Origin of the sequence: Hellea balneolensis DSM 19091 (assembly GCF_000428525.1) — a bacterium.
GTDB lineage: Bacteria > Pseudomonadota > Alphaproteobacteria > Caulobacterales > Maricaulaceae > Hellea > Hellea balneolensis.
Map to the genome: position 1 here is coordinate 914,122 of NZ_AUAC01000002.1, position 26,616 is coordinate 940,737.

25 protein-coding genes are annotated in these 26,616 nt (G+C 49.8%); 8 read left to right on the forward strand and 17 right to left on the reverse strand.

Features of this window, described 5'->3' with window-relative positions; genetic code table 11:
- Nucleotides 1-54: 54 nt before the first annotated feature.
- The 6 genes from F569_RS19475 to F569_RS0104545 all read right to left on the reverse strand — a co-directional run bounded on the left by F569_RS19475 (nt 55) and on the right by F569_RS0104545 (nt 8,227).
- Nucleotides 55-1,401 (reverse strand): protein adenylyltransferase SelO family protein, encoded by a 1,347-nt coding sequence (locus F569_RS19475; protein WP_026941228.1) that lies wholly within the window; start codon nt 1,399-1,401, stop codon nt 55-57.
- 6 nt (nt 1,402-1,407) lie between these two features.
- Nucleotides 1,408-2,361, reverse strand: a complete 954-nt coding sequence (locus tag F569_RS19480) for an alpha/beta hydrolase (protein ID WP_051279298.1) — start codon at nt 2,359-2,361, stop codon at nt 1,408-1,410.
- Between the two features lie 63 nt (nt 2,362-2,424).
- Nucleotides 2,425-2,970, reverse strand: a complete 546-nt coding sequence (locus F569_RS0104530; RefSeq protein ID WP_154813636.1) for a DUF924 family protein — start codon at nt 2,968-2,970, stop codon at nt 2,425-2,427.
- Complete coding sequence (locus F569_RS0104535) at nt 2,964-4,805, reverse strand: long-chain-acyl-CoA synthetase (protein WP_233353590.1); 1,842 nt, start codon at nt 4,803-4,805, stop codon at nt 2,964-2,966. Before F569_RS0104535 ends, F569_RS0104530 begins: the two co-directional genes overlap by 7 nt.
- A gap of 271 nt (nt 4,806-5,076) precedes the next feature.
- A complete protein-coding gene (locus F569_RS0104540) occupies nt 5,077-6,771 on the reverse strand; it encodes a hypothetical protein (protein ID WP_026941231.1) in 1,695 nt (564 codons plus the stop codon).
- A gap of 127 nt (nt 6,772-6,898) precedes the next feature.
- The gene (locus tag F569_RS0104545) at nt 6,899-8,227 is read right to left on the reverse strand and encodes an ABC1 kinase family protein (protein WP_026941232.1); all 1,329 of its coding nucleotides are present in this window, start codon (nt 8,225-8,227) and stop codon (nt 6,899-6,901) included.
- Between the two features lie 226 nt (nt 8,228-8,453).
- On the opposite strand from F569_RS0104545, the gene F569_RS0104550 reads away from it, so the two are divergent.
- Nucleotides 8,454-10,256 carry an ABC-F family ATP-binding cassette domain-containing protein gene (locus tag F569_RS0104550; protein WP_026941233.1) on the forward strand — a complete coding sequence of 601 codons (1,803 nt, stop codon included), beginning with the start codon at nt 8,454-8,456 and terminating at the stop codon, nt 10,254-10,256.
- 4 nt (nt 10,257-10,260) lie between these two features.
- On the opposite strand, the gene F569_RS0104555 is transcribed toward F569_RS0104550, so the two are convergent.
- Together F569_RS0104555 and F569_RS18765 are read right to left on the reverse strand one after the other, a co-directional pair.
- Nucleotides 10,261-11,625: a pilus assembly protein TadG-related protein gene (locus F569_RS0104555; RefSeq protein ID WP_026941234.1), complete on the reverse strand. Its 1,365-nt coding sequence runs from the start codon at nt 11,623-11,625 to the stop codon at nt 10,261-10,263.
- 161 nt (nt 11,626-11,786) lie between these two features.
- Nucleotides 11,787-12,161 carry a lecithin retinol acyltransferase family protein gene (locus tag F569_RS18765; protein ID WP_051279300.1) on the reverse strand — a complete coding sequence of 125 codons (375 nt, stop codon included), beginning with the start codon at nt 12,159-12,161 and terminating at the stop codon, nt 11,787-11,789.
- A 78-nt stretch (nt 12,162-12,239) separates the two neighbouring features.
- Between F569_RS18765 and F569_RS0104565 the strand changes: the two genes are divergently transcribed.
- The 6 genes from F569_RS0104565 to F569_RS0104590 are packed head-to-tail and all read left to right on the forward strand — an operon-like array spanning nt 12,240 to nt 17,278.
- The gene (locus F569_RS0104565) at nt 12,240-12,824 is read left to right on the forward strand and encodes a histidine phosphatase family protein (protein ID WP_026941235.1); all 585 of its coding nucleotides are present in this window, start codon (nt 12,240-12,242) and stop codon (nt 12,822-12,824) included.
- A 1-nt stretch (nt 12,825) separates the two neighbouring features.
- Nucleotides 12,826-13,065 carry an exodeoxyribonuclease VII small subunit gene (locus F569_RS0104570; RefSeq protein WP_026941236.1) on the forward strand — a complete coding sequence of 80 codons (240 nt, stop codon included), beginning with the start codon at nt 12,826-12,828 and terminating at the stop codon, nt 13,063-13,065.
- Complete coding sequence (locus F569_RS0104575; protein ID WP_026941237.1) at nt 13,055-13,969, forward strand: polyprenyl synthetase family protein; 915 nt, start codon at nt 13,055-13,057, stop codon at nt 13,967-13,969. The genes F569_RS0104570 and F569_RS0104575 overlap by 11 nt, the downstream gene beginning before the upstream one ends.
- Nucleotides 13,970-13,996: 27 nt before the next feature.
- A complete protein-coding gene (gene dxs / locus F569_RS0104580) occupies nt 13,997-15,907 on the forward strand; it encodes a 1-deoxy-D-xylulose-5-phosphate synthase (protein WP_026941238.1) in 1,911 nt (636 codons plus the stop codon).
- A gap of 1 nt (nt 15,908) precedes the next feature.
- On the forward strand, nt 15,909-16,559 hold the full coding sequence (locus tag F569_RS16480; protein ID WP_051279302.1) for a DUF6946 family protein: 651 nt from the start codon (nt 15,909-15,911) through the stop codon (nt 16,557-16,559).
- Nucleotides 16,556-17,278, forward strand: coding sequence for a TlyA family RNA methyltransferase (locus tag F569_RS0104590; RefSeq protein WP_034387201.1), 723 nt, complete (start codon nt 16,556-16,558; stop codon nt 17,276-17,278). Before F569_RS16480 ends, F569_RS0104590 begins: the two co-directional genes overlap by 4 nt.
- Before the next feature lies 1 nt (nt 17,279).
- Here the strand turns inward: F569_RS0104590 and F569_RS0104595 are convergent, their stop codons facing one another.
- The 5 genes from F569_RS0104595 to F569_RS0104615 all read right to left on the reverse strand — a co-directional run bounded on the left by F569_RS0104595 (nt 17,280) and on the right by F569_RS0104615 (nt 22,499).
- On the reverse strand, nt 17,280-18,014 hold the full coding sequence (locus F569_RS0104595; protein ID WP_026941240.1) for a hypothetical protein: 735 nt from the start codon (nt 18,012-18,014) through the stop codon (nt 17,280-17,282).
- Nucleotides 18,015-18,139: 125 nt separating this feature from the next.
- Entirely contained in the window at nt 18,140-18,727 is a 588-nt protein-coding gene (locus F569_RS18770) for a glycine zipper 2TM domain-containing protein (RefSeq protein WP_026941241.1), read from the reverse strand.
- A gap of 158 nt (nt 18,728-18,885) precedes the next feature.
- Nucleotides 18,886-20,340, reverse strand: coding sequence for a hypothetical protein (locus tag F569_RS19485; RefSeq protein WP_154813637.1), 1,455 nt, complete (start codon nt 20,338-20,340; stop codon nt 18,886-18,888).
- 243 nt (nt 20,341-20,583) lie between these two features.
- Nucleotides 20,584-21,249: a glycine zipper 2TM domain-containing protein gene (locus tag F569_RS18780; RefSeq protein ID WP_051279306.1), complete on the reverse strand. Its 666-nt coding sequence runs from the start codon at nt 21,247-21,249 to the stop codon at nt 20,584-20,586.
- A 161-nt stretch (nt 21,250-21,410) separates the two neighbouring features.
- Nucleotides 21,411-22,499, reverse strand: a complete 1,089-nt coding sequence (locus F569_RS0104615; protein ID WP_026941242.1) for an alpha/beta hydrolase — start codon at nt 22,497-22,499, stop codon at nt 21,411-21,413.
- Between the two features lie 136 nt (nt 22,500-22,635).
- Between F569_RS0104615 and F569_RS0104620 the strand changes: the two genes are divergently transcribed.
- Entirely contained in the window at nt 22,636-23,829 is a 1,194-nt protein-coding gene (locus F569_RS0104620) for an amino acid aminotransferase (protein WP_026941243.1), read from the forward strand.
- Here the strand turns inward: F569_RS0104620 and mtgA are convergent.
- The 4 genes from mtgA to F569_RS16505 are packed head-to-tail and all read right to left on the reverse strand — an operon-like array spanning nt 23,826 to nt 26,614.
- Nucleotides 23,826-24,914, reverse strand: coding sequence for a monofunctional biosynthetic peptidoglycan transglycosylase (mtgA, locus tag F569_RS19310; protein ID WP_154813638.1), 1,089 nt, complete (start codon nt 24,912-24,914; stop codon nt 23,826-23,828). The genes F569_RS0104620 and mtgA overlap by 4 nt on opposite strands.
- A 34-nt stretch (nt 24,915-24,948) precedes the next feature.
- Nucleotides 24,949-25,761 carry a PPK2 family polyphosphate kinase gene (locus F569_RS0104630; protein ID WP_026941244.1) on the reverse strand — a complete coding sequence of 271 codons (813 nt, stop codon included), beginning with the start codon at nt 25,759-25,761 and terminating at the stop codon, nt 24,949-24,951.
- 11 nt (nt 25,762-25,772) lie between these two features.
- Complete coding sequence (locus F569_RS0104635; protein WP_026941245.1) at nt 25,773-26,126, reverse strand: hypothetical protein; 354 nt, start codon at nt 26,124-26,126, stop codon at nt 25,773-25,775.
- Nucleotides 26,126-26,614, reverse strand: a complete 489-nt coding sequence (locus F569_RS16505; RefSeq protein WP_084168783.1) for an RNA polymerase sigma factor — start codon at nt 26,612-26,614, stop codon at nt 26,126-26,128. Before F569_RS16505 ends, F569_RS0104635 begins: the two co-directional genes overlap by 1 nt.
- Nucleotides 26,615-26,616: the final 2 nt, after the last annotated feature.

The window sequence follows — 26,616 nt, forward strand, 5'->3', positions numbered from 1 at the left end:
GTTGACGTATTATAAGCGCTAAAACGCTTAATACGACTCATAAATTTGTGAAGATTAGGCTCTTTGGAAAGTTCGTAATTTATCCTCAAAGGCCGCCCAATCATCCTGCTCATCAATCGGTTTCCATAATTCGCCAATTTCATCATAAAGCAAGCTCACAGGCACATCCCCATCGGGCGCTTTGCCCGCAGGCTCATATTGCCCATAGGCCGTGAGCCAGTCCGCGAAAGCCTCTCCCGTATAAAATTCAGAGTTTGGCGAGGCCTTGGCGCGCACCAACTGTCCCGCGCCGCCCTGCCAATCATGCCAAAATTGCGGCCATGAGCATTGACTATTTTCTAAAAATCGAAAGGTTTGCATGATGAACTCAATATCATCTTCTGCATTTTTAGGCTCAATTGCAAAACGCCTGAACATGTGAGCTCGAAGTGAATCACGATAAGCTGGCGCGAAGTCTTCTAGCGCCGCCAAAAGTTTTTCATCTTCGCAAATAGGTGAAAGGCTTTGCGCAAGTTGTCCCAAATTCCAATACATAATCTCGGGTTGTTTCGCGAAAGCGTAGAGATTGTTATGATCAAAATAGGCCGCTGTGTAATCTGAGCGAAGTGTTGGTAAGAAACGGTATGGCCCGTAATCAAAGCTCTCTCCGGTGATGTTCATATTATCTGTATTCATCACGCCATGAACAAAGCCTGCCGCCATCCATGAGGCGACCATATCGGCTGACTTAACCGCCGCCGCTCTCAGCAGGCCATCAGGGCCTTCTGCGTCGCTATGGTAATGCCGCAGACAATAATCCGTCAGTTTTTCCAGATTATTCGTGTCATTAAAAAACGCCTGACGCTGAAATGTCCCGAAGCGGATATGAGAGTGTGAAAGCCTAACCATAACGGCTGAACGGGTTGGAGACGGTTCATCATTGCGGTGCAAATCTTCACCCGTTTCAATGAGCGAAAAGGTCTTCGACGTATTGACGCCAAGATGCTCAAGATAGCGCGTCGCCATAACTTCGCGTACGCCGCCGAGTAATGTCAGCCGTCCGTCCCCTGCCCGTGACCACGGCGTTTGTCCTGACCCTTTGGTGCCCAAATCCATAAGTCTTCCGTCAGGCCCGCGAAGTTGCGCAAATAAAAATCCGCGCCCATCGCCAAGGTCCGGGTTATAATGCTGAAACTGATGTCCGTGATAGCAAAGCGCGAGAGGCTCTTTAAGGTTATCAACTAAGGGCTTAAACCGACCAAAATGTTCAACCCATTCAGTATTGCTTAAGTCAAGCCCCACAGCAGCTGCTGATTTATCGTCTCGATAACGCAGTTTGGTATTGGGAAAATTCGCCGCTTGAACAGGATCGTAAAAATCCTCTCCTAGCTCATAAATTTTAGGCGCAGGGTCATAAGCCATAAGAGTTTAGGCAACTTCCATATGTTTACGCAGAAAATCAGCGGCATCTAGCGGTATTTTCCGTCCCTTTGGGAACATCTTCGCAAAATTTAAAAAGCCATGCGGCATCATTTTTTCGTGCCAATATTCAGTGGGGACACCATTTGAAGATAACTTATCAGCATAGAGCTTTCCTTCATCACGCAGAGGATCCAAACCGCAGGTCAAAATATAGGCTGGCGGTAATTGTTTGAGATTTTTCTCAAATAAGGGAGATAAACGCGTCTCCTGAGGGTCAGACCCATTGACATAGTGTTCATCAATAAATTTGAGCGCCATAAATCCAAGTTGCAGCCAATCTTGCGGCCCTGGCTTTGGGGGTTTGAAATCAACGAGCTGCATAAGTGGATAGAACAAAATTTGAGCTTTTAATTTGTCGCGGTATTTCTGCGCCAGATAAGCGGCCATATTACCTCCCGCGCTGTCCCCACCAATCGATATGTTATGACGGTCAATGCCCCACTCATCTTGCCCATAACCCTCTATGGCCCAATTCAATACAATCTCGCAATCATCCGGCCCGGCTGGATAGGCAAATTGAGGAGCCAAGCGATATTCCACAGACAAAACGCGGTAACCAGTTCCGGAGGCGATACGGCGCGTTATGCCTTCATGACTCTCTATCGAGCCTGTTACAAAACCGCCGCCATGAAAATAGATGAAAGTCGGCCCTGGCTCTTCACTCGCATTGTGGGGGACATAAAGGCGGACAGGCACAGGAAAGTCTTCATTCGGGACATTAAAGTCATGAATTTTTCGCATCTCAGGTCCGGGCGTATCGAACTGGTTTGTCATACGTCGCAAGTTGCCATGAATATCGGCAATTTGAGATGGTTCAAACTTCCATTTTTCAAGTTGAGCCCGCATTTTTGAGCTGATTTCATCCGCAAATTCACGCGTGTATTTTTGTGATTTTCTCATACTCTTAGCCTTAATTGCGAATCCGATGTGGGGCGTTATCAGCGAAACGTCAACTCATCACGCTTAGGGGGCATAGCCGCCGCTCTTTAAAAAAGCTATTTCCTCTGCAGTGCTTTCGCGCCCCAATATAGCATTGCGGTGCGGAAAACGGCCAAAGCGCTCTATGACTTTGCGGTGCTCCTTGGCGTGGTGCAGAGTATTGGCATCCTCTAGCCGCATATCTATTAAACGGACAGACTCATTTTGCGCCGTCATATTTTCGGCATGCATGAAAGGCATATAAACGAAAGCACGGCGGGATTGATCTATTTTCAAATCCCATCCTCTATCCGTCATCACCTTTGCGTGCTGCAGCGCGGCCTCATCAAAGGCAAAAGCAGCTTTAGTGGCGCGATACATATTGCGAGGAAATTGATCTAGCGCGATTATTAGCGCCAAAGAGCTCTCGGGCTGTGTATCCCATTCCGCAATGTTGGTCGCAAGAGAGAGTGTTGTATCTTCAAACCTCAGGCGAATTTCTGCGTCAAAAGCATCAGATTTTTTAAACCAACGCTTGGGCCCTGACTGGACAAACCAAAAATCTAAAATGTCTTCAGGCTTAACTATAATCTAATCTCGCCTGAGCATATTTTTTTGAAAACAGCTGGCGTAATTTTTTCATACGCCCCGCTTGCAGGATTAGCATAGAAAAGCGGTTCAGAAATATTGGCGGGATCAAACCCTGCTTTGACCAAATTTGTTTTCTTAAATTTGAACGTGCTTGTCGTGTCAGATTCTTTTGATAACCGCAGGAATACGGGCCGTGCATAGTGCGGCAGGTTGGCTTCGATGTGGGCTTTAAGCGCTTTCATATCCGGCGCACCTTCGGCCACTATGGCGCCCATGCCTGCACGTCCGTCATAGCCTGGGACTTCGACGCCGTAAACATTGGCTTGCGTTATCCCGCCAAATTTAGACAGAGCCGCCGCGACCTCTCCTGTTGCCACATTCTCAGCTTTCCAACGATAAGTATCGCCAACACGGTCCATAAAGTAGAAATAGCCGAGCTTATCTTTCTTCAAAAGATCGCCCGTCCGAAACCATGCATCATCTTTGGTAAAAACATCACGCAGGATTTTCTTTTGCGTGGCTTCTTTGGTCTCATAGCCTTCAAAGCGAAAGCGTGCATCGTCATTCCGAATTTCGGCAATAAGCTCGCCAACCTCATTATCATCCGCGCGAATACAAAATCCGTCCGATCCGCGTGGATTTAAGTTACTGTCAACATCGTAGCGAATGATATCGAGATTAAATTTGAACTTTAAATAATTCGGAACGCGCCCTACCGCGCCAACAGGGCCGTCTAAATTTATAAGACTGGCATTCCCCTCAGTCGCGCCATAAAATTCAATGACGTGAGGAATGTTAAAGCGTCCGACAAAGCCTTCCCATACTTCGGGACGTAAGCCATTCCCTAGCATCCAACGGATCTTATGCTCACGCTCTAACGGATGTGTCGGCGTAGTCAGTAGGAAGCGGCAAAGCTCTCCAACATAGGTGAACATGGTCGCCTCATATTTGACAGCGTCATCCCAAAACTTTGTCGCAGAGAACTTAGGCCTAACAATCAGCGCGCCGCCATACGTAATAACTGTGCCCATGCCAACAAGCCCGCCTGTGGCGTGATACATAGGTAGAACCATCATCATACGGTCTTTAGGTCCGGCTTTAGCCCCTGCCCCCATACCGCGCATATAATTTTGTGCCCGGACATGTGTGACCTTCGCCGCCTTCGGCAGACCAGTCGTGCCGGAGGTAAACATCTTCATGCATTGATCACCAGCCTTGATACCTTCGCGCATGGATTTTGCGGGACGGTTTGGAGCTTCTTTAGACATAGCTACATCAAAGCTCGGATAACCTTCCATATCGCCATAAGCACTAAAGGCCTTGAGCTTTAACTTGATATCGCCTTTGGCAGACTCATATTGCTCTGCCATTTCATGATCTATGAGGACAATTTTTGCTTCTGAAATATTGATGCAATGCGCAAGCGCAGAGCCTGTCAGCTGAAAATTGAGCAGCGCCGGTATAACGCCGACTTTTGACAGTCCAAACCAAAGCGGGACATATTCAGCCCGGTTTCGGACAAAAACTGCGACCGTATCACCCTTTTTACAGCCTTCGGATAAAGCCCATGCGGCAACCTTATTGGCATAGCTTTCCATATCATCATATGTCAGGCGTTTTTCATCCTCAATAAAGGCAAGGTTTGGCCCGAATTTATCGACTCGTTTTTCAAGCTCATCCGCAATCAGGCGGTCACTTTCCGCGTCCACATCTTTGATGGATTTGAGCATGCGTAGCAGGCCCAGAATATATTTCGTTTCGCGTTTAATAGCTGTGAGCATGAGAATACCTGATGTAATTTTTTCGCAACATATAGGGCTTGTTTTCAGGGTCAAGCGGCGGCTTTGGCGAATAACAAAAAACCCCGCCCTGAATAGAGCGAGGTTTTTTAAACTAACATAGTAGCGGCTCTCAGTGGGAGCATTAAGCCGCAACGTGGGAATGAGGAGGAAGTAAGGAAGTGGTCCTCTGCATTCGAATATGATGTTGCAGAATGCGTGCCAGTTTTTTATGCCTTATATGGCCATAACGCGCGGCACTCAGACATAAGCTTCCTAAGATTACGCATATTGGCACAATATCTGTGCCAATATTATACAATGAAGCCTAGCGGGTCGGATATCCGCCCAGTGTGACAGAGCCGCCTTGAAGGCATGTTCCGTCATTTTGCTTCGTTGTACCGGCAGGACAGGGTGCTGACTCGATACTGTAAGGGCGCTGTTCTTGATAGATAGGCTCGCGCGTAACTGGAGACGTCTGGCGCGGGGCCTGATAAGATACATCTGGCGTCACACGTCCGCTCACGGCTTGGCGGAAGCCTTCAATATAATTAGGCGGCACATAGACCGGTATTTCCTGACCTGTACGATCCAAGACCAAAACGGTTAAGCCATCAAAGCGAGAGGCATCCAAGCGGTCCTGAGGAATGTGAACTGTGAGCATTTCCTCACGCGCGCATTGCGTATCAACATTGCGCACAACGTTACGCGACCAAGACGAGGCCATTGGTAAGAAACCCATCATTTTTAGCTTAGCCCCCTTGCGGCCCAATCCGCGTCTTGGTGCATTACTGGATTTAATTTCACGGGCGCGACGCACAGCACGATCGAGGCGTGCAGGTCTGCTGCGCTCTGCTCGCTGAGGACGCGGGGCTGGGGCTGCTCTTTGCGGCCGAGGCGCTGGTGCAGCACGTTGCGCTCTGGGTGCAGGTGCTGCTGCCCGGGGCGCGGCTTGGCGCGGAATGGCCCTTGGTGCACGTTCCCGGCGAACAGCTCTGTCTTCGCGAGGCGCGGCTCGTCTTGCGGAAGCTCCTGCAAGGCTTTCATTACGCACGCGGGGCGTGGAAGCTCGTGAGGTCGTTGCACGAGGCGCGGGAGCACTTGAAGACGTTGACCTCCGTCCGGCGGCACCGGAATTACTGCCAAAGCGGCGCGGGCCACCTAAGAAGCCATCGCGGCCTCCGAACCGTGTATCAATACGGTCGCGGCTTGGATTTCTGCGGGTTTCCCGGCGATTTTCATTGCGGCTATCCCGTCTTGCAGAAGGCGTTCTGTCCATGCGGCGACCCGTAGCGGCACGTTCTTCTCGCTGCGTAACAGTGCGGCGGGCGCGATCAACGGATCGATCTATAATTTGATCTGTCGTACTCCCGCGGCGATTGCGGTTGCTACGGCGATCATGCCTGTCTAGCCGTCCACGATATCCATTGCGACCACGATAACCGCGATACCCACGGGAATAGCCATAAGCACGGCCAAAGCCCCGGTCTCCAAATCGGTCATAACGGTAATGACCGCGATAGTGGCGATAAGGCCGGAATAAATTCACATAAAGTGACGGGCGATAATAATCCTCATGGTAATAGACCACGTCTTGAACCTGCTCATTACATTCGAGAATTCGGTTATTACGCAGCGTGACTGGTGCATATTCACCTGAAAGATAAACAGCATCTTCATACCCGCGTGTATCATAGGGGTCGTTACTGGCAGAGTTATAATAGAAAGTCATATCCAATAAGGCCCCGCCGCGCACAGACTGACCGTCAATCGTGGTCGCATTGGAGACAGACCGCAGACTTGCCGTACCGGCCATACTGCGATCCTCTTCAAATGGGTCAAAGCTTGGCGCTATATATTCCTTTACGCCTGATTGCGGATTATATCTTACTTCCACATCACTTGCGATTTGACGCGGAGAAATTTCAGGCAGGCTTTCCGCAAAGGCAGGGCTCGCAAGAGCTGTGGTCAGGAGCAAAGCTGTCGAAATCAGGCCCGCGCGAATATGGGAAAAATATGTCATGATGCTTTATACAATAGCAAAACTTAGGCCAAGCTGAAAGCGCCATTAACATATTGTTCAGCTATGTGGATAGAGAGTCATGTTAAGCCCATGATTAAGTTTAGGCCCTCAAATGATCCCAAATTCTTTATTCCGCAACATAGGTTTCCAGCAATTCCCGCACATTAACCCGCGCTTTCAACCGTGAGGCTAGCATATAGACACCCCCGAGTTTACGTTGCGTAAAGACCATATGGGCGGGCGGAACATGCCAAAGCTCTCGATTTCCCGCCAGGCTCATGGCCTTATCCCGCAGATCTGCCGCAAGGCCATTACCCCCAAAATCAAACGGGCCATCTTGGCCCAGAGGCGCCATGGCAAGATCAATGATCTCTACAACCGCATTAGCCTCTTTCGGTTTCATGTTCGCGGGCAACAACCCCATTTCAGTGGCAGCGTCAAAAGTGTCCTTTGCCGTGCCCGATAAAAGGGTTCGCAAAAGACGTTTATAATCACCGCTCAAGGTGTCATCAATTTGGCGGCTAGCCCCAAAATCCAAAAGCACTAACTGGTCAGTTTTCATATCATATCGATAATTGGCAAAATTGGGATCGGTTTGCATAAGCTTGAATGCAAATAATTCACGTAACGTCAAATCCATAAGCCGCCGCATAATTTTGTCGCGGGTGCCTTGCGGTGCATCGGCCATATCCTCAATCGGGCGGCTGTCACTAAAGGACATAGTCAATATCTTATCCGTAGAGAATTCGGGATAAAAGCCTGGAACCTCAAAGCTATCCTCGCCTGACAAAAGCTCGCCAAAACGGCAAAGATAATCGGCTTCTCTGACATAATCAGCTTCTTGATGAAGTTGCTGTCGGCCTTCTTCTATTATCGGATTTATATCCAGTGAAGCCGGAACCATGCCGGACATTTTCAAAAGCCCCGCAACATTTTTAACATCGCTATCGATACTGTCTCTTACGCCAGGATATTGCACTTTAATCGCCACATAATCCCCGCCTTTTATTTTGGCTTTATGAACCTGCCCGATAGAGGCCGCCGCAATTGGACGATAATCAAACTCTGCAAAGTTCATTTGCCAGCCCTCACCCCATTCTGCTTTCAAGACCTTATTGAGCTGCGCCCGCGGCATGTGCTGCGCATCTGCGCGAAGACGCGCTAAAATATCGGCAAACTCTCTTGGCAAGAAGTCGCCGCTATCCATAGAAATCATCTGGCCGATTTTCATAGCCGCGCCGCGCATACTTGAGAGCTGACGAGTGAGTTTTCGCGCATTAGACGGCGTCATGAACAGATCTGAGACTTTGGGCCGCTTGCCGGATGCGAGCTGCTTTACACCACCAGCAGCCATACCGCCGGCAATATTGACCGCCATGCCGCCCAATCCGGCAAGACGCGATAAACGCCTCGACGGAACAGCACGCCCGGTTTTTCCTTCAAACTTATTTTTCATGAAATCCTTAGCTCCGACTACAGCGCTATACCTTATTTCTTGTGTAAGGAAGGCAGAAATATGCAAGCGCTATACCCACATTATCCTTCATGATAATTAGCTCTCAATATGACTGCCTTTACTATCCTCTCGGTCATATTGAGAAATACAAATTCTAGGAGAGGCAATAGCTTGAACTTGCTCTCTTAATACGGGATAGGGGCGCGGTAGTTTTAAGAAAGATAGTATGGCTCCGCCTCTTTTGACATTATCAGATATCCATCTGACATTTGGCACGACTCCATTATTAGAGGGAGCTGAGCTCACCGTGATGCCGCGTGAGCGCCTTTGCTTAGTTGGTCGAAATGGATCTGGTAAATCGACTTTGCTGAAAATTGCAGCAGGAATGGTGGAGCAGGATAAAGGCGAGCGCTTTCTGAAACCAGGCATAACCATGCGCTATCTGCCGCAAGAGCCTGATCTCTCAGTTTTTAAGACATCACGCGCTTATATCGAAGCCGGCCTGGTCGGCGCAGATGACGGATTTCGCATTCCTTATTTGCTAGATGCCTTGGGCCTTACTGGGGATGAAGATCCGGCCGTTATGTCGGGCGGAGAGCAGCGCCGCGCAGCCTTGGCTCGAACTTTAGCCCCCTCGCCTGATATTTTAATGCTGGATGAGCCGACAAACCATTTAGACCTACCCGCCATTGAATGGCTTGAGGGTGAGCTAAAGCAAATGAGCTCAGCCATATTGTTAATCTCACATGACCGAAGGTTCCTGGAAAATTTATCTCGAAAAACATTATGGATGGATAGGGGTGAGACCCGCTTGCTTGAAAAGAGCTTTGCTCATTTCGAGGATTGGCGTGATGCATTTCTAGAGCAGGAAGAACTCGACCGTCATAAGCTGGAGCGCAAAATTCACAGAGAACAGCACTGGGTTATTCACGGGGTTTCCGGCCGCCGCAAGCGTAATGTCAAACGCCTCAAAGATTTAGGGGCGCTGCGTCAGCAAGTGCGCGATCAGAAACAAGTTGTTGGAGGCGCGAATATCTCTGTCACGGAAGGCCAAAAATCTGGTAAGTCCGTAGCTAAGCTTGAAAATGTCAGCAAAGCGTATGATGGCAAGGTGATTATCGATGATTTTTCCATCAAAATCACTCGCGGAGAACGTATCGGCATTGTTGGCCCTAACGGGTCGGGCAAGACCACTTTGTTAAAGCTTATGATGGGCGAGATAGAACCCGATAGCGGGCGCATTGACCTCGGCGTTAATCTCGAGCCTCTTGTCGTGGATCAAAAACGTGAAAGCCTTAATCCTGAATGGACATTATCCGAAGCCATGACCGATAATGGCGGTGATAAAGTCATAGTCGGCGACCGCTCTGTTCACGTCATTCGATATATGAAAGATTTTTTGTTTCTTCCCGAACAAGCGCGAACACCCCTTCACGCACTGTCAGGCGGAGAACGCGGGCGATTACAGCTCGCGAGAGGGCTGCGTCTGCCGAGTAACTTCCTTGTACTAGATGAACCGACCAATGATTTAGACTTAGAAACCTTGGATCTCTTGCAAGAACTTGTCGCGGATTATAACGGCACTGTTGTTGTGGTCTCTCATGACAGAGATTTCCTTGACCGCACCGTCACGCGCACTATCGGTTTTGAAGGCGATGCCAAATGGCAGAGCTATGCGGGCGGTTATACCGACATGATCAACCAGCGCGGCCATGGTGTTCAACAGCGCAAAAAGGCTGAGAAGGAACAAAGACACAAATCGAAAAATGACACTGCAGCGGCGGCTCCGCAAAAGGGCAAACTGTCTTACAAACATAAATTCCGTTTGGAACAACTGCCCGGAGAAATGGCTAAGCATGAAGCGGACATAAAAAAAATTGAAGCTATTCTGGTGGATGCGAATCTCTTCTCATCCGATCCTGATAAGTTTAACAAAGCCATATCAGATTTAGACGCAGTGAAAACGAAACTCGAAACTTGTGAAGAAGAATGGCTAGAGCTTGAAATGCTTAAAGAAGAAGCAGGGTAGTTCTTTACTCAACGAGGCGCGCGCCATCTTCGGTACGCGGCATGATCGGCGGCAGGCCCGCTTCTTGATGATCCACGGCCACGCGGATATCGGCATTACCGGCAAAACTAAGATCATAAGCTACGAATGATGTTGCGGGTGCTTCAGCCCCGAACACAGAATCACTTACAACTTTCACAGATTGCGTTGGGAAATAGACTGTCCCCGTTACGTTTAAAGAACCGCCGCTGCTGAGAAGGTTCTCACCATTCGGAAAAATGCCCTCGACGCCAAGCTCTCTTTGAACATCTTGGAAAAAGGCTAGTCCTGCTAGTTCGCCAGTTGAAGGCGCCTTGATATTTACATTTGCGCCGCTTTCAATTCGAAGAACTGACGGAAGACCTTTCATAACAAAAGTAACGTCCTCTCCTATCGCTTGCGCTCCGTTTTTAAAAACAAGCGGCCCACCTAATATGATATGATTTCCCGGCGCAAAACGGACATTTCGTCCATCCACTGTGAGGCCTCCGCAATAAGTGCCCGGCTGTAATGTTCGGTTGCTGCCTGTAACATTTTCAAATAAGCTAGCTAGCCATTGGGCTGTTCCTGCACCATCTGCAGGATTTCCGCCAAAGCGCGCCAAAAGGGCAGAGGCGGCACTGTCTATTTGCTCTTCGGCGGCCAATATTTCTGCTCGTATGTCCCTTATATTTGCTTCAACTTTGCAGGGTCCGGCTTCGGGCGCTTGTACATATTTATAGGGATCATCCACTACGGCGCAGTCGCTCTTAACATATGGTTGGAAAAGTCCGCGGCCACCGCCGACTGCACAAAAATTCTTGGCTCTGGCTTGCGCATTGCCGACAACCCGCATTGCATCAGGGCTAATTGAATTTGCATGCACAGAACAGGTTGGCGCAGTAAAGGTCGAATTACCTTTAAACGTAATGGCGTCAGCTTTATCGGTGGCAAGCGATAAGGCGCAAATAACATTTTCAGAGGTTTGTACAGCAGCGCTTTTTTCAAAAAGTTCAATGCCGTTAATCCCAAGCGTCTCAGCGACAGAAACAGGAGAAACACCAAAGGCTGACATTTCAACACGGTTATTCTCGGCTTTAGGGGTTAGTTCAAAGTCAATTTTACCATCGTAATTTTCGATAAAATGTGTTCTGGCATAAGCCTCTTTCTGAGGCAGTGAGAGTGAGTTATTATTAACAGCCGCCACAACTGCCGCGTCTAGCGCCGATTTTACATTAACTTTCTCAGTTTCGGCTTTGGAATAATCCGTTACAAATGTAGTTGCAACGACCAAAGGTAGCCCCAACAGGGCAAACTGAACGGCAAAGTGACCGCGTGTATTGCCTAGATATTTGCGCCAAATGGAAGGCATAGATGAACCCTAGATACATATGTGAATGCGAGATAAAATTAACCCGCCTTCCAATTAACTAGCATTAACCATTTAAAGCTTCGCTAAATGACATAGTTATCAGAGTGTAAATTTATACTTCCCGAGCGACATATTGCGTAAAGCTGTTTTGGCTCAAATGTCTAATCCTTGGAAAGTCGCCGCGCATCGACAGGGCCGAGCTGCGCGCTTCGTCCCTTTCCTTCGACAACCCACGTCACGAAATGCTCACAATTATTGTTCAGAACGTTGTAGCGCTGTCCCTTACGGGAGCGAGCCCGCGCAACGAGCGCGCTTCCATCAATGGGCGAACTGTGCGGCACGACCACAGCGCGGCGACCGTGACAAAAGATATCAAAATCCGACTCTGCCACACGTCCAAAGCGGCGCGACGTATGAATAATTGTGCCGTAGCCTGTGCAGATGCCGTAATGCTTAATACCGCCAAAAACACGGATCATCACGATTGTTCCAGCGGGATAAACAGGATGTGCGGCTTCAAAAGGAAATGGCGTCATAATACCGATATAGTCATAAAGCTGTTAAAATAAAGCCTATAGACTCTGAAGGCCGTTTAAGGGCAAAAGCCGCATTACATGAGCGTTGATACAATCATAATTGCCCGCCACGGAAAACCGGCTTTGTCCCGTAAGGTTCAACTGACATGGCGCGAATATCGCGACTGGTGGAAACAATACGACATTGGCGGATTGGCTGAGAAACAAAAAATTCCTAAAAAACTGCGCGCTTGGGCCGAAAAAGCCGATGTGGTGATTTCAAGCTCATTACGAAGAGCAAGAGAATCAGCTGAGCTTGCTTCGGGGCGTAATCCTGATTTCGTTTATGATGACTTAATCGAAGCGGCGCTGCCACCCCCGCATCTAGGTCAAATGAAATTCCGTCCCAAAACTTGGGGGACATGGTCACGTATTGTTTGGTACTGGGGATGGCCTGATGGTATGGAAAGCCACGGCGATGCCCGCGCCCGCGCGAATGCAATGTGCGATGTGTTGGCGAGTCATGCAAAAGGCGGAAAAATTGTTTACGTCTCTGCACATGGATGGTTTAACCGCATGCTAAAGGGTTCGCTAAAAAAACGCGGCTGGAAATGTGTTAGCCAAAATGGCGATTTGCATTGGAGCCATCGCCGTTTTGAACGCCCCACCGGATATGGAGAGTAATATGGCAGACGCCATTAAGGATATGAGTTTTGAAGACGCGCTGAAAGAGCTTGAAGGCATTGTCGCAAAACTAGAACGCGGCGAAGCTCCGCTTGAAGAAAGCATTTCCATCTATGAGCGTGGGGCGAAGCTGAAAGCGCATTGCGAAGGCAAGCTGAAAGATGCTCAGTTAAAGGTCGAGAAAATTGTTCTGGACGGTAATGGCAATGCAAACGGCACGGCGCCTTTTGATGCTGGCTAGTTCAATCGCTACTATGTCGGATGACTTCCCAACGCGCCTCGCCTCTGTCGCGGAGCAGATGGAAGCCACACTCGCCGCTGTTCTCCCTGTCCCCTCAGGCCACCAATCGGTCATTATGGAAGCTATGCGCTACGCGACTCTTGGCGGTGGAAAACGTTTGCGGCCATTCCTAATGATCGAGACCGCGCGGATGCTCGGCTACTCAGATAAAGGTGTTTGCATCGCGGCGGCGGCCCTTGAATGCCTCCATGTCTATTCTCTCGTCCATGATGACCTTCCCTGCATGGATGATGACGATCTGCGGAGAGGTAAGCCGACAGTACACAAAGCCTATGACGAAGCCCTAGCGGTTCTTGCAGGCGATGGATTGCTAACACACAGCTTTGAACTCCTCACACGGGAGGACGTCCACCCCAACCCCGCGAAACGTCTTGATTTAGTATTCGGCCTCGCACAAGCAGGCGGTACCCATGGCATGATTGGCGGACAAGTGATTGATATATCGGTCTCAGAATCCGACCGAGATGAAGAGCTTATTACGCAGCTTCAAGACCTCAAGACAGGCGCGTTAATTGAATATGCTGTGAAAGCAGGAGCAATACTGGCAGGCGCGAGCGGAGCTCAATTCTTTGCTTTGGAAGATTACGCTCAGGATATGGGTCTCGCGTTTCAGATCAAAGACGACATCCTTGACGTTGAAGGCGTCGCCGAAACGCTCGGCAAAGCCGTCGGAAAAGACGAAAACCTTGGGAAAGCCACATTTGTGTCAATTCTCGGCCTTGAAGGCGCAAGAGAAAAAGCCGCTGAATTGGGCAAAAGGGCAAAGAGTCACCTTGAACCTTTTGGAAATTCTGCACAAACCCTCTGTGATACAGTAGATTTTGTGCTAAACCGTTCCCATTAAGGGGGCGGAATAAAAAGAGATAAACGCATGGTGGACACGCCCCTTTTAGACACAGTCAAATTCCCTGCTGATATGCGGGATTTTTCGCGCGAGCAGATTAAGCAGCTTGCCGATGAAGTCCGCACGGAGGTTATCGACGCTGTTTCCGTGACAGGCGGCCATTTAGGCGCAGGTCTGGGTGTCGTTGAACTGACCGTGGCGATCCATCACGTCTTTAACACGCCTGAAGATAAGCTTATCTGGGATGTCGGCCATCAATGTTATCCGCACAAGGTTTTGACGGGTCGTCGCGAGCGCATGCGCACAATTCGTAAAGGCGGCGGGCTTTCTGGATTTACTAAACGCGCCGAGAGCGAATATGATCCCTTCGGGGCCGCTCATAGCTCAACCTCTATTTCTGCGGGGATGGGCTTTGCCACAGCGCGTGATTTGGATGGGCGCGATGGTCACGTGATCTCCGTCATCGGCGATGGCTCCATCACAGCCGGGATGGCCTATGAGGCTATGAATAATGCCGGGGCGACAGACTCCCGCCAAATTGTTATCCTCAATGATAATGATATGTCCATCGCGCCCCCAGTTGGTGCCATGAGTCATATGCTGGCGAAAATGGTTAGCTCTGGCGGATATCAAAAACTACGCGGCGCAGGCAAAGCTATGGTCAAAGATGCCCCTCGCCCAATTAAATCCACAGCCCGAAAAGCCGAAGAATATACGCGCGGCATGTTTATGGGCGGCACTTGGTTTGAAGAGCTCGGCTTTTACTATGTCGGGCCTGTCGATGGGCACGATCTCGACGCGCTCATCCCTGTCCTTGAGAACGTGAAAAAGATGAAAGACGGCCCCGTCTTAATCCACGTGGTCACGCAAAAAGGCAAAGGCTATGCCCCTGCCGAAAATTCCGCTGATAAATATCACGGCGTGTCCAAATTCAATGTCGTCACAGGCGAGCAGAGTAAGTCCATTCCAAATGCGCCAAGCTATACCTCTGTCTTTGGCCATCAACTGGTCAAACAAGCTGAAACGGATGACAAAATTGTAGGAATCACCGCCGCTATGCCGGGCGGAACGGGGATGAATATTTTCGGTAAAGCCTTCCCGGACCGCATGTTTGATGTCGGCATTGCCGAACAACACGCCGTAACTTTCGCGGCAGGATTAGCGGCGGATGGATTTAAACCCTTCTGCGCGATTTACTCCACATTTCTGCAACGCGGTTATGACCAAGTTGTCCATGACGTTTGTATACAGAACCTGCCCGTGCGTTTCGCGATGGACCGCGCAGGTCTTGTCGGTGCAGACGGCCCGACCCATGCAGGTGCCTTTGATATCGCCTATCTCGGCTGCCTGCCCAATATGGTGCTGATGGCCGCCGCAGACGAAGCCGACCTCGCCCGCATGGTCGCCACATCCGTCGCCTATAATGAAGGGCCGTTAGGTTTCCGCTACGCGCGAGGCGAAGCGACGGGCATAGACATTCCTGAAAACCCTGAAGTGCTGAATATCGGCAAAGGCCGTATTTTGCGCGAAGGCACGCGTATCGCGCTTCTATCCTATGGCACGCGCCTCGGCGAAGCGATGATGGCGGCGGAACAGCTCGAAACACTCGGCCTCTCTGCTACTGTCGCTGATGCGCGTTTTGCCAAGCCGCTTGATAGCGAACTCGTCTGCCGCCTCGCCGATGAGCATGAAGTCCTGATTACCATCGAGGAAGGCTCGGTTGGCGGATTTGGCGCATTCGTATTGCATAATCTGGCCAAAAATGGACGCCTGGATAACGGCCTGAAAATCCGCACCATGACACTACCGGATACGTTCATCGATCAAGATACCCCTGCGGAAATGTATAAACAGGCGGGACTGGATGCGGACGCGATTGTCGAGACTGTGTTTAAAGCGCTAGGACAAGAATTAGCGACACGGGCGAATTTAGCTTAAAGTGAAGGGCCAAGTTTTTATTCCGACGGACGCCCCCAAAGATTGGCAAAGGTTTCTAGCTGACCCAGAAAAACAGTGGCGCGATGGCTATTCTGCAAAATCTGCAGCTGTCCATTGGGAAAAGTCCAAAGGTCTGCCTTCAGATATAGAGGGTATCCTCAATAAGTCAGGATTGAATAGTCCAGAGCTTCTTCTAGCCATACCTGAATGGAAAACGCCACTGCCGGGTGGCCGAAGAGAAAGTCAAACCGATGTTTTCGCCCTCGTAAAATCAACTGAAGGCCTAATTGTCTGCGCGATTGAAGCCAAAGTTGCTGAACCTTTTGGCCCTACAGTAGGAGAGTGGTTAGTAAACGCTTCGGACGGTAAAAAAATACGAATTGAATATTTGAAAACATTATTGGGTCTGTCTGCAGACATAGAACATTTACGATACCAATTACTACATCGTACCGCCTCCGCGATTATTGAGGCCAAGAATTTTGATGCCCACGCTGCCGCAATGATTGTGCAATCTTTTCATCCCGAAGCTCTGTGGAAAGAAGATTTAGAAGCGTTTGCGACAACTATGGGTCTCAGACTAGATACCCTAGGAAAGACGAAACATGGCGCATCACTGTTACTTGGGTGGTCCAGTCCGCCTCTGCCATGAGAGCTGACCTCTATCTCGTCTCCAACGGCTATTACGAATCCCGCGCGCGGGCGCAGGCCGCCATTAAAGCTGGTCTCGTCAAAGTGGATGGCAAACGCCTGAAGAAGGCGTCTGAAAAACTCTCTGACCTTAACGACATAAGCGCCAAAGCCGAGCACCCTTGGGTCTCTCGCGGTGGGCTGAAACTCGCTTATGCATTGAAAGAATTCAAAGTCTCAGTTGAGAACAAAATTTGTTTGGATGTCGGGGCCTCTACGGGCGGGTTTTCGGATGTGCTTCGTCAAAAAGGCGCGGCGCGGGTTTATGCGGTCGATGTCGGGCACGGACAGCTTCATGCGAGCTTGCACGACGTTGCTGAAATCATCTCTATGGAAGGGCAGGATGCGAGGGAATTGACCGCGGAACATTTTGACATCACTCCACAGCTTATCGTCTGTGATGCCAGTTTTATTTCCGCGATGAAAGTTTTGGAAACACCCCTCACCCTCGCGGCAACATCAGCTGATCTTATCACCCTCGTCAAACCACAATTTGAAGTCGGCAAAGCGGGTATTGGACGCGGCGGCCTCGTCAAATCAGAAAGCCTGGCACTTCAAGCCTTATCTGATGTCTCCGCTTGGGTGACAGCGCAAGGCTGGCATGTGACCGCGACCTGTACATCTCCGATAAAGGGCGGGTCGGGAAACACGGAATATTTGCTGCACGCCCGCAAGAATTAGATTACTTTCGCTGTTCCATAAATTCGCTAAGTCCCGCAGCAACACGTTCACGCGCCTGTTCTGAGGTCGGCATTTCACCATCCGAATTTGCTTCATGAGCTTTTATTAAGACTGCTTTAAACTCATCTTCGCTGAACCTCAATTTAGGCAATCGCGTGACATGTTTCGTTTGAATTTCTGGATACTTTTTGTCCAAAAGGGCTTTGACATAAGACTCATTTTCAGCGTCAAAGCTATAAGTAACATATGTAGTCTCATTCGCACGGCTACCCAATGAAAAGAGCACATTTACGGCGCGTCCAAGCTGACTTTTAGGTAAAGATTTTAAGTCAAAATCAACAGGTTTCAGACGACCAATATTGACGACCTCCCCGGGATTTATTTCGAAGTCTTCAAACCACGTTTGAATTAAGGGCAGATTTGCAGAAACTTGATAACCAACGCAGGTGCCTGAAGCTATTCTATAAGTACCGGGCGCTACTGCTATTCGTCCAGGCGTTGGCTTAACAATATTCGACCCTCTGAAACTTCCCAAGCTATAAACTTTACGCGTATCAACATTCATCAGATTCAAATAACCATGATAACAAACGTCTTCTTTTTCCGAATAGTAAGATGCAAGTATAACCGACTTTTCTTGATTATTGATCAAGGAAACATCTTCTGGTGTAACAGGAATAGTCTCACAGGCACTAAGCGCCAGAAAACTACAAAAAATAGAAAGACGCTTAAACATATTTATGACACTCTTTTAGATTCCTATTAGCTCTATAGAGACAAATATGTCGCCCGCAAATAAAAAACCCCGCCCTAGCGTTTTACAAAACGCAAGAAGAGCGGGGTTTGAATTATTTATATAAATTAGTGTCTGCGGCGATGATGAACGCGTCTATATGCGCGGTGACGCGGCCGCGTATAGTGGGGACGTGTGTAGTAGCCACGGCCGCCATAATATCCACCTGAACCAATATTGATGCTTAGGCTTGTGCGCGGACGAGAATAATATCCGCTATTCCCATAATATGTGCTTGGATAACTGTGATAAACAGGACGACTATACGTCGTTGTCGTGTAGGTCCTTGGATAGCTGTGACCATAACTGTGGCTGTGCCCGCTATTATGACCGCCATAATAGCCGGTATTGCTATTGTAGTAGCCGTTTCCGCCATAGTGACGGCGGCCATCATTTCCGTTACCTGCGATCGCGGCTCCTGCTACGCCGCCAATGACGGCACCTAAGACAGAGCCTTCGGTACGTGCGCCGCTACCTGCGACCTGTGAGCCCAAAACACCGCCTAGAACAGCCCCGACAGCACCGCCGACTAGCTGTTGATCACCGTTGGAGCGGCTTTGATGTGAATGGTTGTATCCGTTATCATGCGCAGAGGCGACAGGCGCGGCTGCAACTGTGATAACGGCTGCAATGGCAAATCCGAGTTTGAAATTCATGGGAAACTCCTATGTTAAAGCGCACCGTTCCCCGATGCTATGTTCTCTCTGTACCCTTGCGTAGCTGAATGGTTCCTGAAAAGCAAAAACTAGACTCAGTGGCTAAAACACAAAAAAAGCGGCTCAAAAGGCCGCTTTTAAGGAATTATTAACCACGTTTAGTGGTTACGGCAGTGATCATGATCACCCTTTTTGATCTCCCTGCCCAAGCTATCATAGCGCTTGGAACCGCCTGCATAACAATACTCACCACCGGAATGTGACTGGCTACTCGGAGCCTGATACATCTGCGTCGGCTCAGAATATACCGTTGGTGCACGGTACGAGGTCGTGACCGAAGACGAATTGTTGTAAGACGGCGCATAGCTCGTGACAGCTGAAGACAGGCACGTTCCATCAGATTGCGCTGTTGTTCCCGAGGGACATCCCGCCATTTGCGGGGCTGCATATGTCGGAGCGGGAGCCGTGTAAGTTGGAGCCGGCGCTGAATAAGTCACGCTTTGCTCCATGCATGTTCCGTCTGATTGCTGTGTAGTTCCTGCCGGACAATCGGCCATTTGAGGCGCGACATAGGGGTCTGCGATAACCGGCGCCGGAGGTGTGTAGGCAGGTTCCGGCGTGGCGTAAGTAATTGTTTGCTCAAGGCAAGACCCATCACTTTGCAAAGTTGTCCCTGAAGGGCAATTTGCAGGTTCAGCTACGACGCGCTGGGCACGCACGGTTGGGGCTGGCTCTACCGTGATGGTGCGGCGAATAACAGTCGGACGAATAGGTGGTCCCGCAAGTCTCATATTCGGCGCAGCATATGTTACACTCGTTGAGACAGGTGCTGTATAAACCGTGCGGGGTTGAGACATTATGATAGGCTGCGGCGCAGGCTGAACATAGCGTGTTACAGGGATAATCGGGCCTGAAATAAATTGTCCTGAATTAATGAACTGAGGACCGCTCATGATAGGCGCACTAGGCATAGCAGGGCCGCCGAAACCCGGAGCTCCGAAAGAAGGCGCGCCGAAAGCCGGAGCTCCAAAACTGGGCGCTCCGAATGCCGGGCCGCCGGAGAAACCCGGACCGACCGGAACAGGGCCGCCGTTAAATCCGGGGCCTACAGGACCAAAACTGCCGCCAATCGGGCCGGGACCAAATCCTCCTTGCGGACCAAGATTCCCGTAGCGTGAAGATCCGCGATTTGCCAAGGCATAACCCGCGGCGCCGCCCAACAAAGCCCCAATTGCTGTACCCTCTTGCTGAACACCTGTTCCGGCAAGGTTAGAGCCGATAACGCCGCCAAGACCTGCACCGACACCGGCACCGATAAGGTTTCTACCGTTAAATCCAGGATTAAATTGACCCGCATAAGGGTTACCATAATAGTTACTGCGGCTATTGGCATAAGCGGCCCCAGCAAGTCCGCCAACAACAGCCCCTATCGCCGTGCCCTCATCGCGCTGACCAGAACCAGCAAGGTTTGACCCGATTGCACCGCCAAGACCGGCACCAACTGTGCCGCCCAAAAGCGTTCCATTATCCAAGCCGCCAAAAAGCTGTGCTTGCGCGGCTTGCGGCACTAAGGCCATGGCGGCAATAGCCGCCGTTGTCATAAGAAATTTCATTTTTGGCTCCTCCGCCGAATATAGGTCAAACACCCGCTTACCCCCATGGGCTTGGCGCTTATCGCAATTTTCATGCAAGCCTCACGCCAGTTAAGGAATTTCTAACATTCTCGGCATCTTAAAACAAAAGCACTCGCCTTTTAGGCGAGCTATTTTTACACTAACCATAGATAGCAAAAAACCCGAACAGAGCCGGGCCTTTAAATATTAGCTTACATCATATGCACTCTATCAGAGATTATATTAGTGATAGTGACGTTCCGCGCGGCGGCGTTCGACCTTTTTGACGCGGCGCTTACGCTTCTTTAATTCGTCCAATTCACATGAAATATCATATAAACGGCGATCAATTCTGCGGCTGTAACCATAATAGCTCTGCTCACGCTTGAGTTCAGCCCTCTGCTTACGAAGATAATCCATGCGACGATTAATACGATCAACAGGGTCATTTCTGTAACCACGATCATAGCTGCGGACTCCACGATCGTAACTGCGCGTCGTCGTTCTGTAACCTCGATTATATCCGCGATTATCGTGACGCACCGTTGTCACAACGGGAGCTCTATTATAATTTCGGCTTGTCGTTGTTGCGCGATATGTAGAACGACTGCGAATTTTATCGCAATCATTGTTGCCGTCAGCAATCGCAGCGCCTGCAGCGCCGCCTAGAACCGCGCCCAAGACAGAGCCTTCTGTGCGCGCCCCATTACCGGATACTTGAGACCCCAGAACACCGCCTAATACGGCACCAATAGCACCGGCAACAGCTTGGTCTTGGGTGTTTGTGCGGCAGTCATCATTATATGAGGTCGTTGAATAATTCCCCGCATGTGCGAGAGCTGGAGTAGCGAATGTCGCCGCAGCCAGAGCTACAGCAGCGAGAGTTTTTTTAGCATTTAATTTTGCCATGGTGTTTCTCCTGTTTTGGCTCCGGAAGGGAATATGCCCGACCGATAAAACAGGTTTAGCTAAGAAGGTCTGAACTCTCTCTGATATTAGCTTTCATTTTCCATTCAGAAAAGCTTTGAAGGCAAAATAAACACATTAAGATATTGTTTTAATTTACTTATTTATTTTCCATCTAATCCATTTTCACGGAAAAATACTCCAATTTCGTCCAAGGCGTCGTGTGCCTCTTTCAGATAATCATCAAAAATTTGCCAGACATGCGGTAAGTTATTCCAGCTCTGAAACTTAACATCAGACCCCTGCAAGTTGGCTTTAGCCGCGTAACGCACACTATCATCAAAAAGCATTTCAGAGCTGCTGGCCTGTAGGAGGGTTGGCGGCAAATCGGAAAGATCATCAAAAATTGGAGAGATCACAGGGTTGGAAGGATTGAACCCGTAAGCCTTACGCAATCCCCATAGTAATAATGTTCGGGGCGCTTTCAGCACATCTTTCAATAGTGGCGTCAGCATCAGATCCGTATGTAAATTCTCTTTCATTGACGGGCTGGAAATCGTTGAATCAGTGTTGGGCGATAGAGCGACAATAGCATCCGGTCTTTTAAGGCCCGCCTTACGCGTCCAATGGCTCACCATCAGTGTCAGGTTTCCGCCTGCAGAATCACCCGCAACACCGACAGCTTGCGCGGGAGCAGCCCCGTCTGGACCGTTTTCCAAAATCCAAGCATAAGCTGCGCGGCTATCATCAATCGTCGCTTGTCGAGAGTTTTCCGGCATCAAGCGGTAATTCGCAGCAAAGACCGCACAGCCTGTGCGCTTCGCTATATTATAGGTCAAAGGTCTATGGCTAATATCGCTGCCAACTGTCATGGCTCCCCCGTGAAGATACAGGATACGCCTATCTGGGTCAGCGCCCTCGACCAATGTCCAGGCCCCGTCAATGGTTACGCCATTAGCTTCAAAACTATCTTTGCGAAATTCACAATCATGGTCCCTTGCAAGTCCTGCTGCATCAAAACGCTCACGCTTGGCAGACCATCCCGTGGACGCCGTGGCGGACTGCCCGTGCATACCAAACGCCTCATTCAGATAAGCGTTTAGGCGGTCTATGCCTTCTGGGTTTTCGGGGACTTCAAATGTGGGAGCCTCATCACGATCATATTTAGAGAGATTTTCACCGCCCAAGACTTTGTGGGTATAAAGGAAAAAACCTATGACAGGCAGCCCTATGGCAGGAATGGCGAAAAGCATATCTAATCCTTTATAACTATAAAACAGTCCGTATCTGGGCACGCGGCAAAAGTAAACCATGCACGAATTGAGGCTTTCCAACCCCCGTTAATTCCGCTAACGCGTGGCCCTGAAATTCATACCTTTTGAGGCTATTATGTTTGAGTCAGTTGCTCCCCGTCCGAATGATCCGATTATGGTTGTTATGGAAAAATGTAAAGCTGACACGCGGCCTGAGAAAATTGATCTCGGCGTTGGTGTCTATAAGGACTCAAGCGGAATTACGACTATCCTTAAATCCGTCAAGCTCGCGGAGGAAATGTGGAACCGGGAAGAGACGACCAAAACCTATGTCGGCACAGTAGGGAACCAAGATTTTTGTAAGGATATGCTTGAGCTTATGCTAGGCGCTGACAGCCAAGCCCTCAAAGAAGGCCGTATCGGCGCGGCGCAAACGGCGGGCGGGTCAGGAGCCTTACGTCTCGGCGCAGAGCTTTTAAAAGTCGCCGCCCCCAATGCGACTGTTTGGGCCTCAACACCGACATGGGCCAATCATATTCCGTTGATCTCTGACGCAGGAATGCGCATGGGTAGCTACCCTTATTATAACAGAGAGACGCTGGGCGTAGATTTTGAGGATATGCTCACCTACTTGGATGGACATGCCAAACGCGGGGATATCATTTTACTTCATGGCTGTTGCCATAACCCGACAGGCGCTGATTTATCACCAGAGCAGTGGGACCGCCTCGCGCCCTTTATGGAAGAACGCGGTTTGTTTCCTTTTATCGATCTAGCTTATTTCGGCTTGGGGCGCGGTATGAAAGAAGATACTTATGGGCTTCGCAAGGTCGTTCAGACATGCCCGGAAGTTCTGCTCGCGGCTAGTTGTTCAAAAAATTTCGCCCTGTATAGAGAACGGACAGGCTTGATTGCCGCGATCACGCAATCATCCGAAAAAGCAAAAGTACTAAAAAGTCAGTTTGGCGCTATTCAGCGGAAATTGATTTCAATGCCGCCAGATCATGGCGCCGCGCTTGTGACGCGCATTTTACGTGACGAGTCCTTACGCAAAATCTGGGTCGAAGAATTGGCCGAAATGAGAGAGCGTGTGCTAGGTCTGCGCCAACTTCTTTCCGAAGCCCTGAATGTTCAAGGCGGCGAGGCTATGGCGGCGGCTATCAAAAACCAAAATGGGATGTTTTCGACTTTACCGCTCAGTCCTGAGCATACGGAACGACTGCGCGATGAGCATGCTGTCTATTTGATGCCGTCCGGCCGTATTAACATTGCCGGCGCGAATGCCAGCAACATTCCCAGACTAGCCGAAGCTATTTTGGCTGTTCATTAATCTTCGGGCGGCACGCGCGGCGTGTCGATACGTTGAGGTATCTCTGCGGGCGGGTTCTGCACAGGGATTTCTTGCGGAATATCACGCGGCGCTTCGGGAGTTACGTCAGGCGCTATTTCATTCGGTGTCTTTGGTATGGTTGCCGGGTCAATGGGCGGGATTTCAACAGGCGGTGTCTGTCCCAGAAGTTGCGGTTGGGGCGTTTGGCTTTGAAGCGATGTGTCAGTCATATCAGTCTTGGTCATATCAATATCGTCCTTCTCTTTGGCAGAATCTTGCGGGAGGCTTTGCTTTGCCGCGTCTAAAACCTCCTCCAATGTCACCTTTGTTTCTGGTGCTGGTGCCGGGGCCGTATCAGCTTCGGCATTGGGTGTTTGCGGCGCGGAGCTTTCTGGCGCTATTTCAATAGGCCTCAGTTCAACAACGCATGACGCGTAATTTGAGTTCCGAATTACCGCCATTCGTTTTCGCAAAGTTCCTGCCCGCCCCCTCACGAATTTTGTCGGCGGGTCCAATCGCCACTTATTAGGACTGGGAAGCACAGCTGCCAACAGGGCCGCTTCTTGTTGTGATAATTTATTTGCCGATTTACCGAAACGGGCTTGAGCAGCGGCTTCAATACCAAAAACTCCGTCCCCCCATTCGGCAACATTTAGATAAACCTCCATAACGCGCGGCTTACCCCAAGCGAAATCAATCAAGCTAGCGAACCACGCTTCACCTGCTTTGCGAACATAACCACCTCCATTCCAGAAGAAGACATTTTTCGCCGTTTGCTGCGTAATGGTTGAGCCGCCGCGCCGCCGCCCGCCTTCTTGATTGTCCTCAAAAGCTTGTTCAATAGCCTCCCAGTCAATACCTTCATGTTCACAAAAACGGCTATCTTCGCCGCCCATCACGGCTTCAACTACAAAAGGCGAGATGTCCTCCAACCGTGTCCAGTCACGCTTTATATCTTCCCCGCTAAGGCCGCGCTGCATCATCAATATAGTTGTCGGAACAGGAAAAAAGCGCAAAGCCACTGCATAAAGGTTCACAGCGAGAAATATGAGTAAAGCTAAACGAACAAAATTGCCGAGCCACATGGCAAAAGACCGGCGCCTTATTTTTAAAGACTTATCAGTCAATCTTAAAATCACTCGGACGGTAACCTGGGTCAGGGTATTCCGGGTTCATCTGCTCCAGTGTGTCTTTAACAATACCGCTGATAATAGCCCCGCGCGTTGAACGACTGTCTGAGGGAATGATATGCCAAGGCGCGTGATCAGTACTGGTGCGCTGCACCATGGTCTCATAAGCCTGCATAAAATCAGGCCATAATTTGCGATCCTCAAGGTCACCAGGATTAAACTTCCACCGCTTGTGCGGCTCTTCCAAGCGCTCCCTCAACCGCTCACCTTGCGTTTCATGACTAATATGCAGCATGAATTTTAAAATCCTTGTGCCATTTTCCGTCAGGTGCCGCTCAAAATTATTGATTTGCTCATAGCGCTGCTCAATTTTCGCGGCGGGGGCAAAGTTTCTAACTTTGACAACCAGAACATCTTCATAATGACTGCGGTTAAAGACTGTAATTTCACCTTTACCGGGGCAGACATTATGAATGCGCCAGAGGTAGTCTTGAGCAAGTTCACGTTTGGTGGGCGCTTTAAAGCTTGCGACCTTTACATTAAGCGGCGGCGTGCGGTGCAGTATAGCCGCCGTGGTGCCGTCCTTACCCGAGGTGTCCATTCCTTGCAAAACGATGAGTAATGACCGGTCAGCTTCACCATAAAGCTTATGCGCCAAAGGCTGTATCGCTTTGGCATGATCCTTAATCGCCGCGCGGGCGGAGGACTTACCTGAGAAGATATCAACCTCTGTAGGGCATTTTGACAATTCAAATTTTGCCCCGCCCTCGGCAATGAATTTGTCGGCATAGGTGTTTGGCATATCGGCTCCGATTAGAAAATATCAGAAGCTTTCCTATCAAAGGCCGCCCAAAGAACAAAGCTTAAAAGGACAAGACCCGCAATACTCCATACTGAAAAGGGGAGTGCTTCTGCTTGAGGCCATGACGGAATCGCGACTTGTATTTTTGCTATCATATTTAAAAGAGCCGGAAACTGACTAGCCGCAATAAGCCCGCCGGCAAATGACGCCCCATAAATGGACACGCGGCGAATGCGCTCTTGACGCTTAGACTTCACTTCAATTTGAGCCATTAGGTTTTGCGTAAACCCATCCTCTGGGACAGGCGCAGTATAATTGGCCAATACATCTTTGAAGAGGTTATCATTTGGATCTTGCATCATCATTAATGTACCTTTTCATAGGCGCTAAGGAAAGTCCTGAGTTTGTCTTTACCTCGCGAGACGTGAGATTTCACCGTGCCAAGCGGCAAATCCGTAGCCAATGCAGCCTCGCTATGGCTCATGCCATAGGATAAACAAAGTATCACAACAGCGCGGCATTCAGTGGGAAGGCTATTCATGGCCGCCTCAATATCCATTTTGAGTCCCGCAGGCGCCTCTAAGGGATCCTCATCGATATGACTTTTAGCCAAGCCGCGCCGCCTCGCCTCTTTGCGTTGGTGATCGATAAAACTGCGATAAGCAATTTGAAAAAGCCATGACTTTGCAGCCTTGCTCTCTCTTAAGCCGTGTCGCTGCTCATAAGCTTTCATGAAACATATTTGCGCCAAGTCATCTGCCAAAGCGGTCTCTCTCGTGAGCCGCCGCAGGAAGGCCCGTATCGCGCCCTGATGGGCGCGAATGAGCGGTTCAAATGTGTCCCCAGACGTGATCG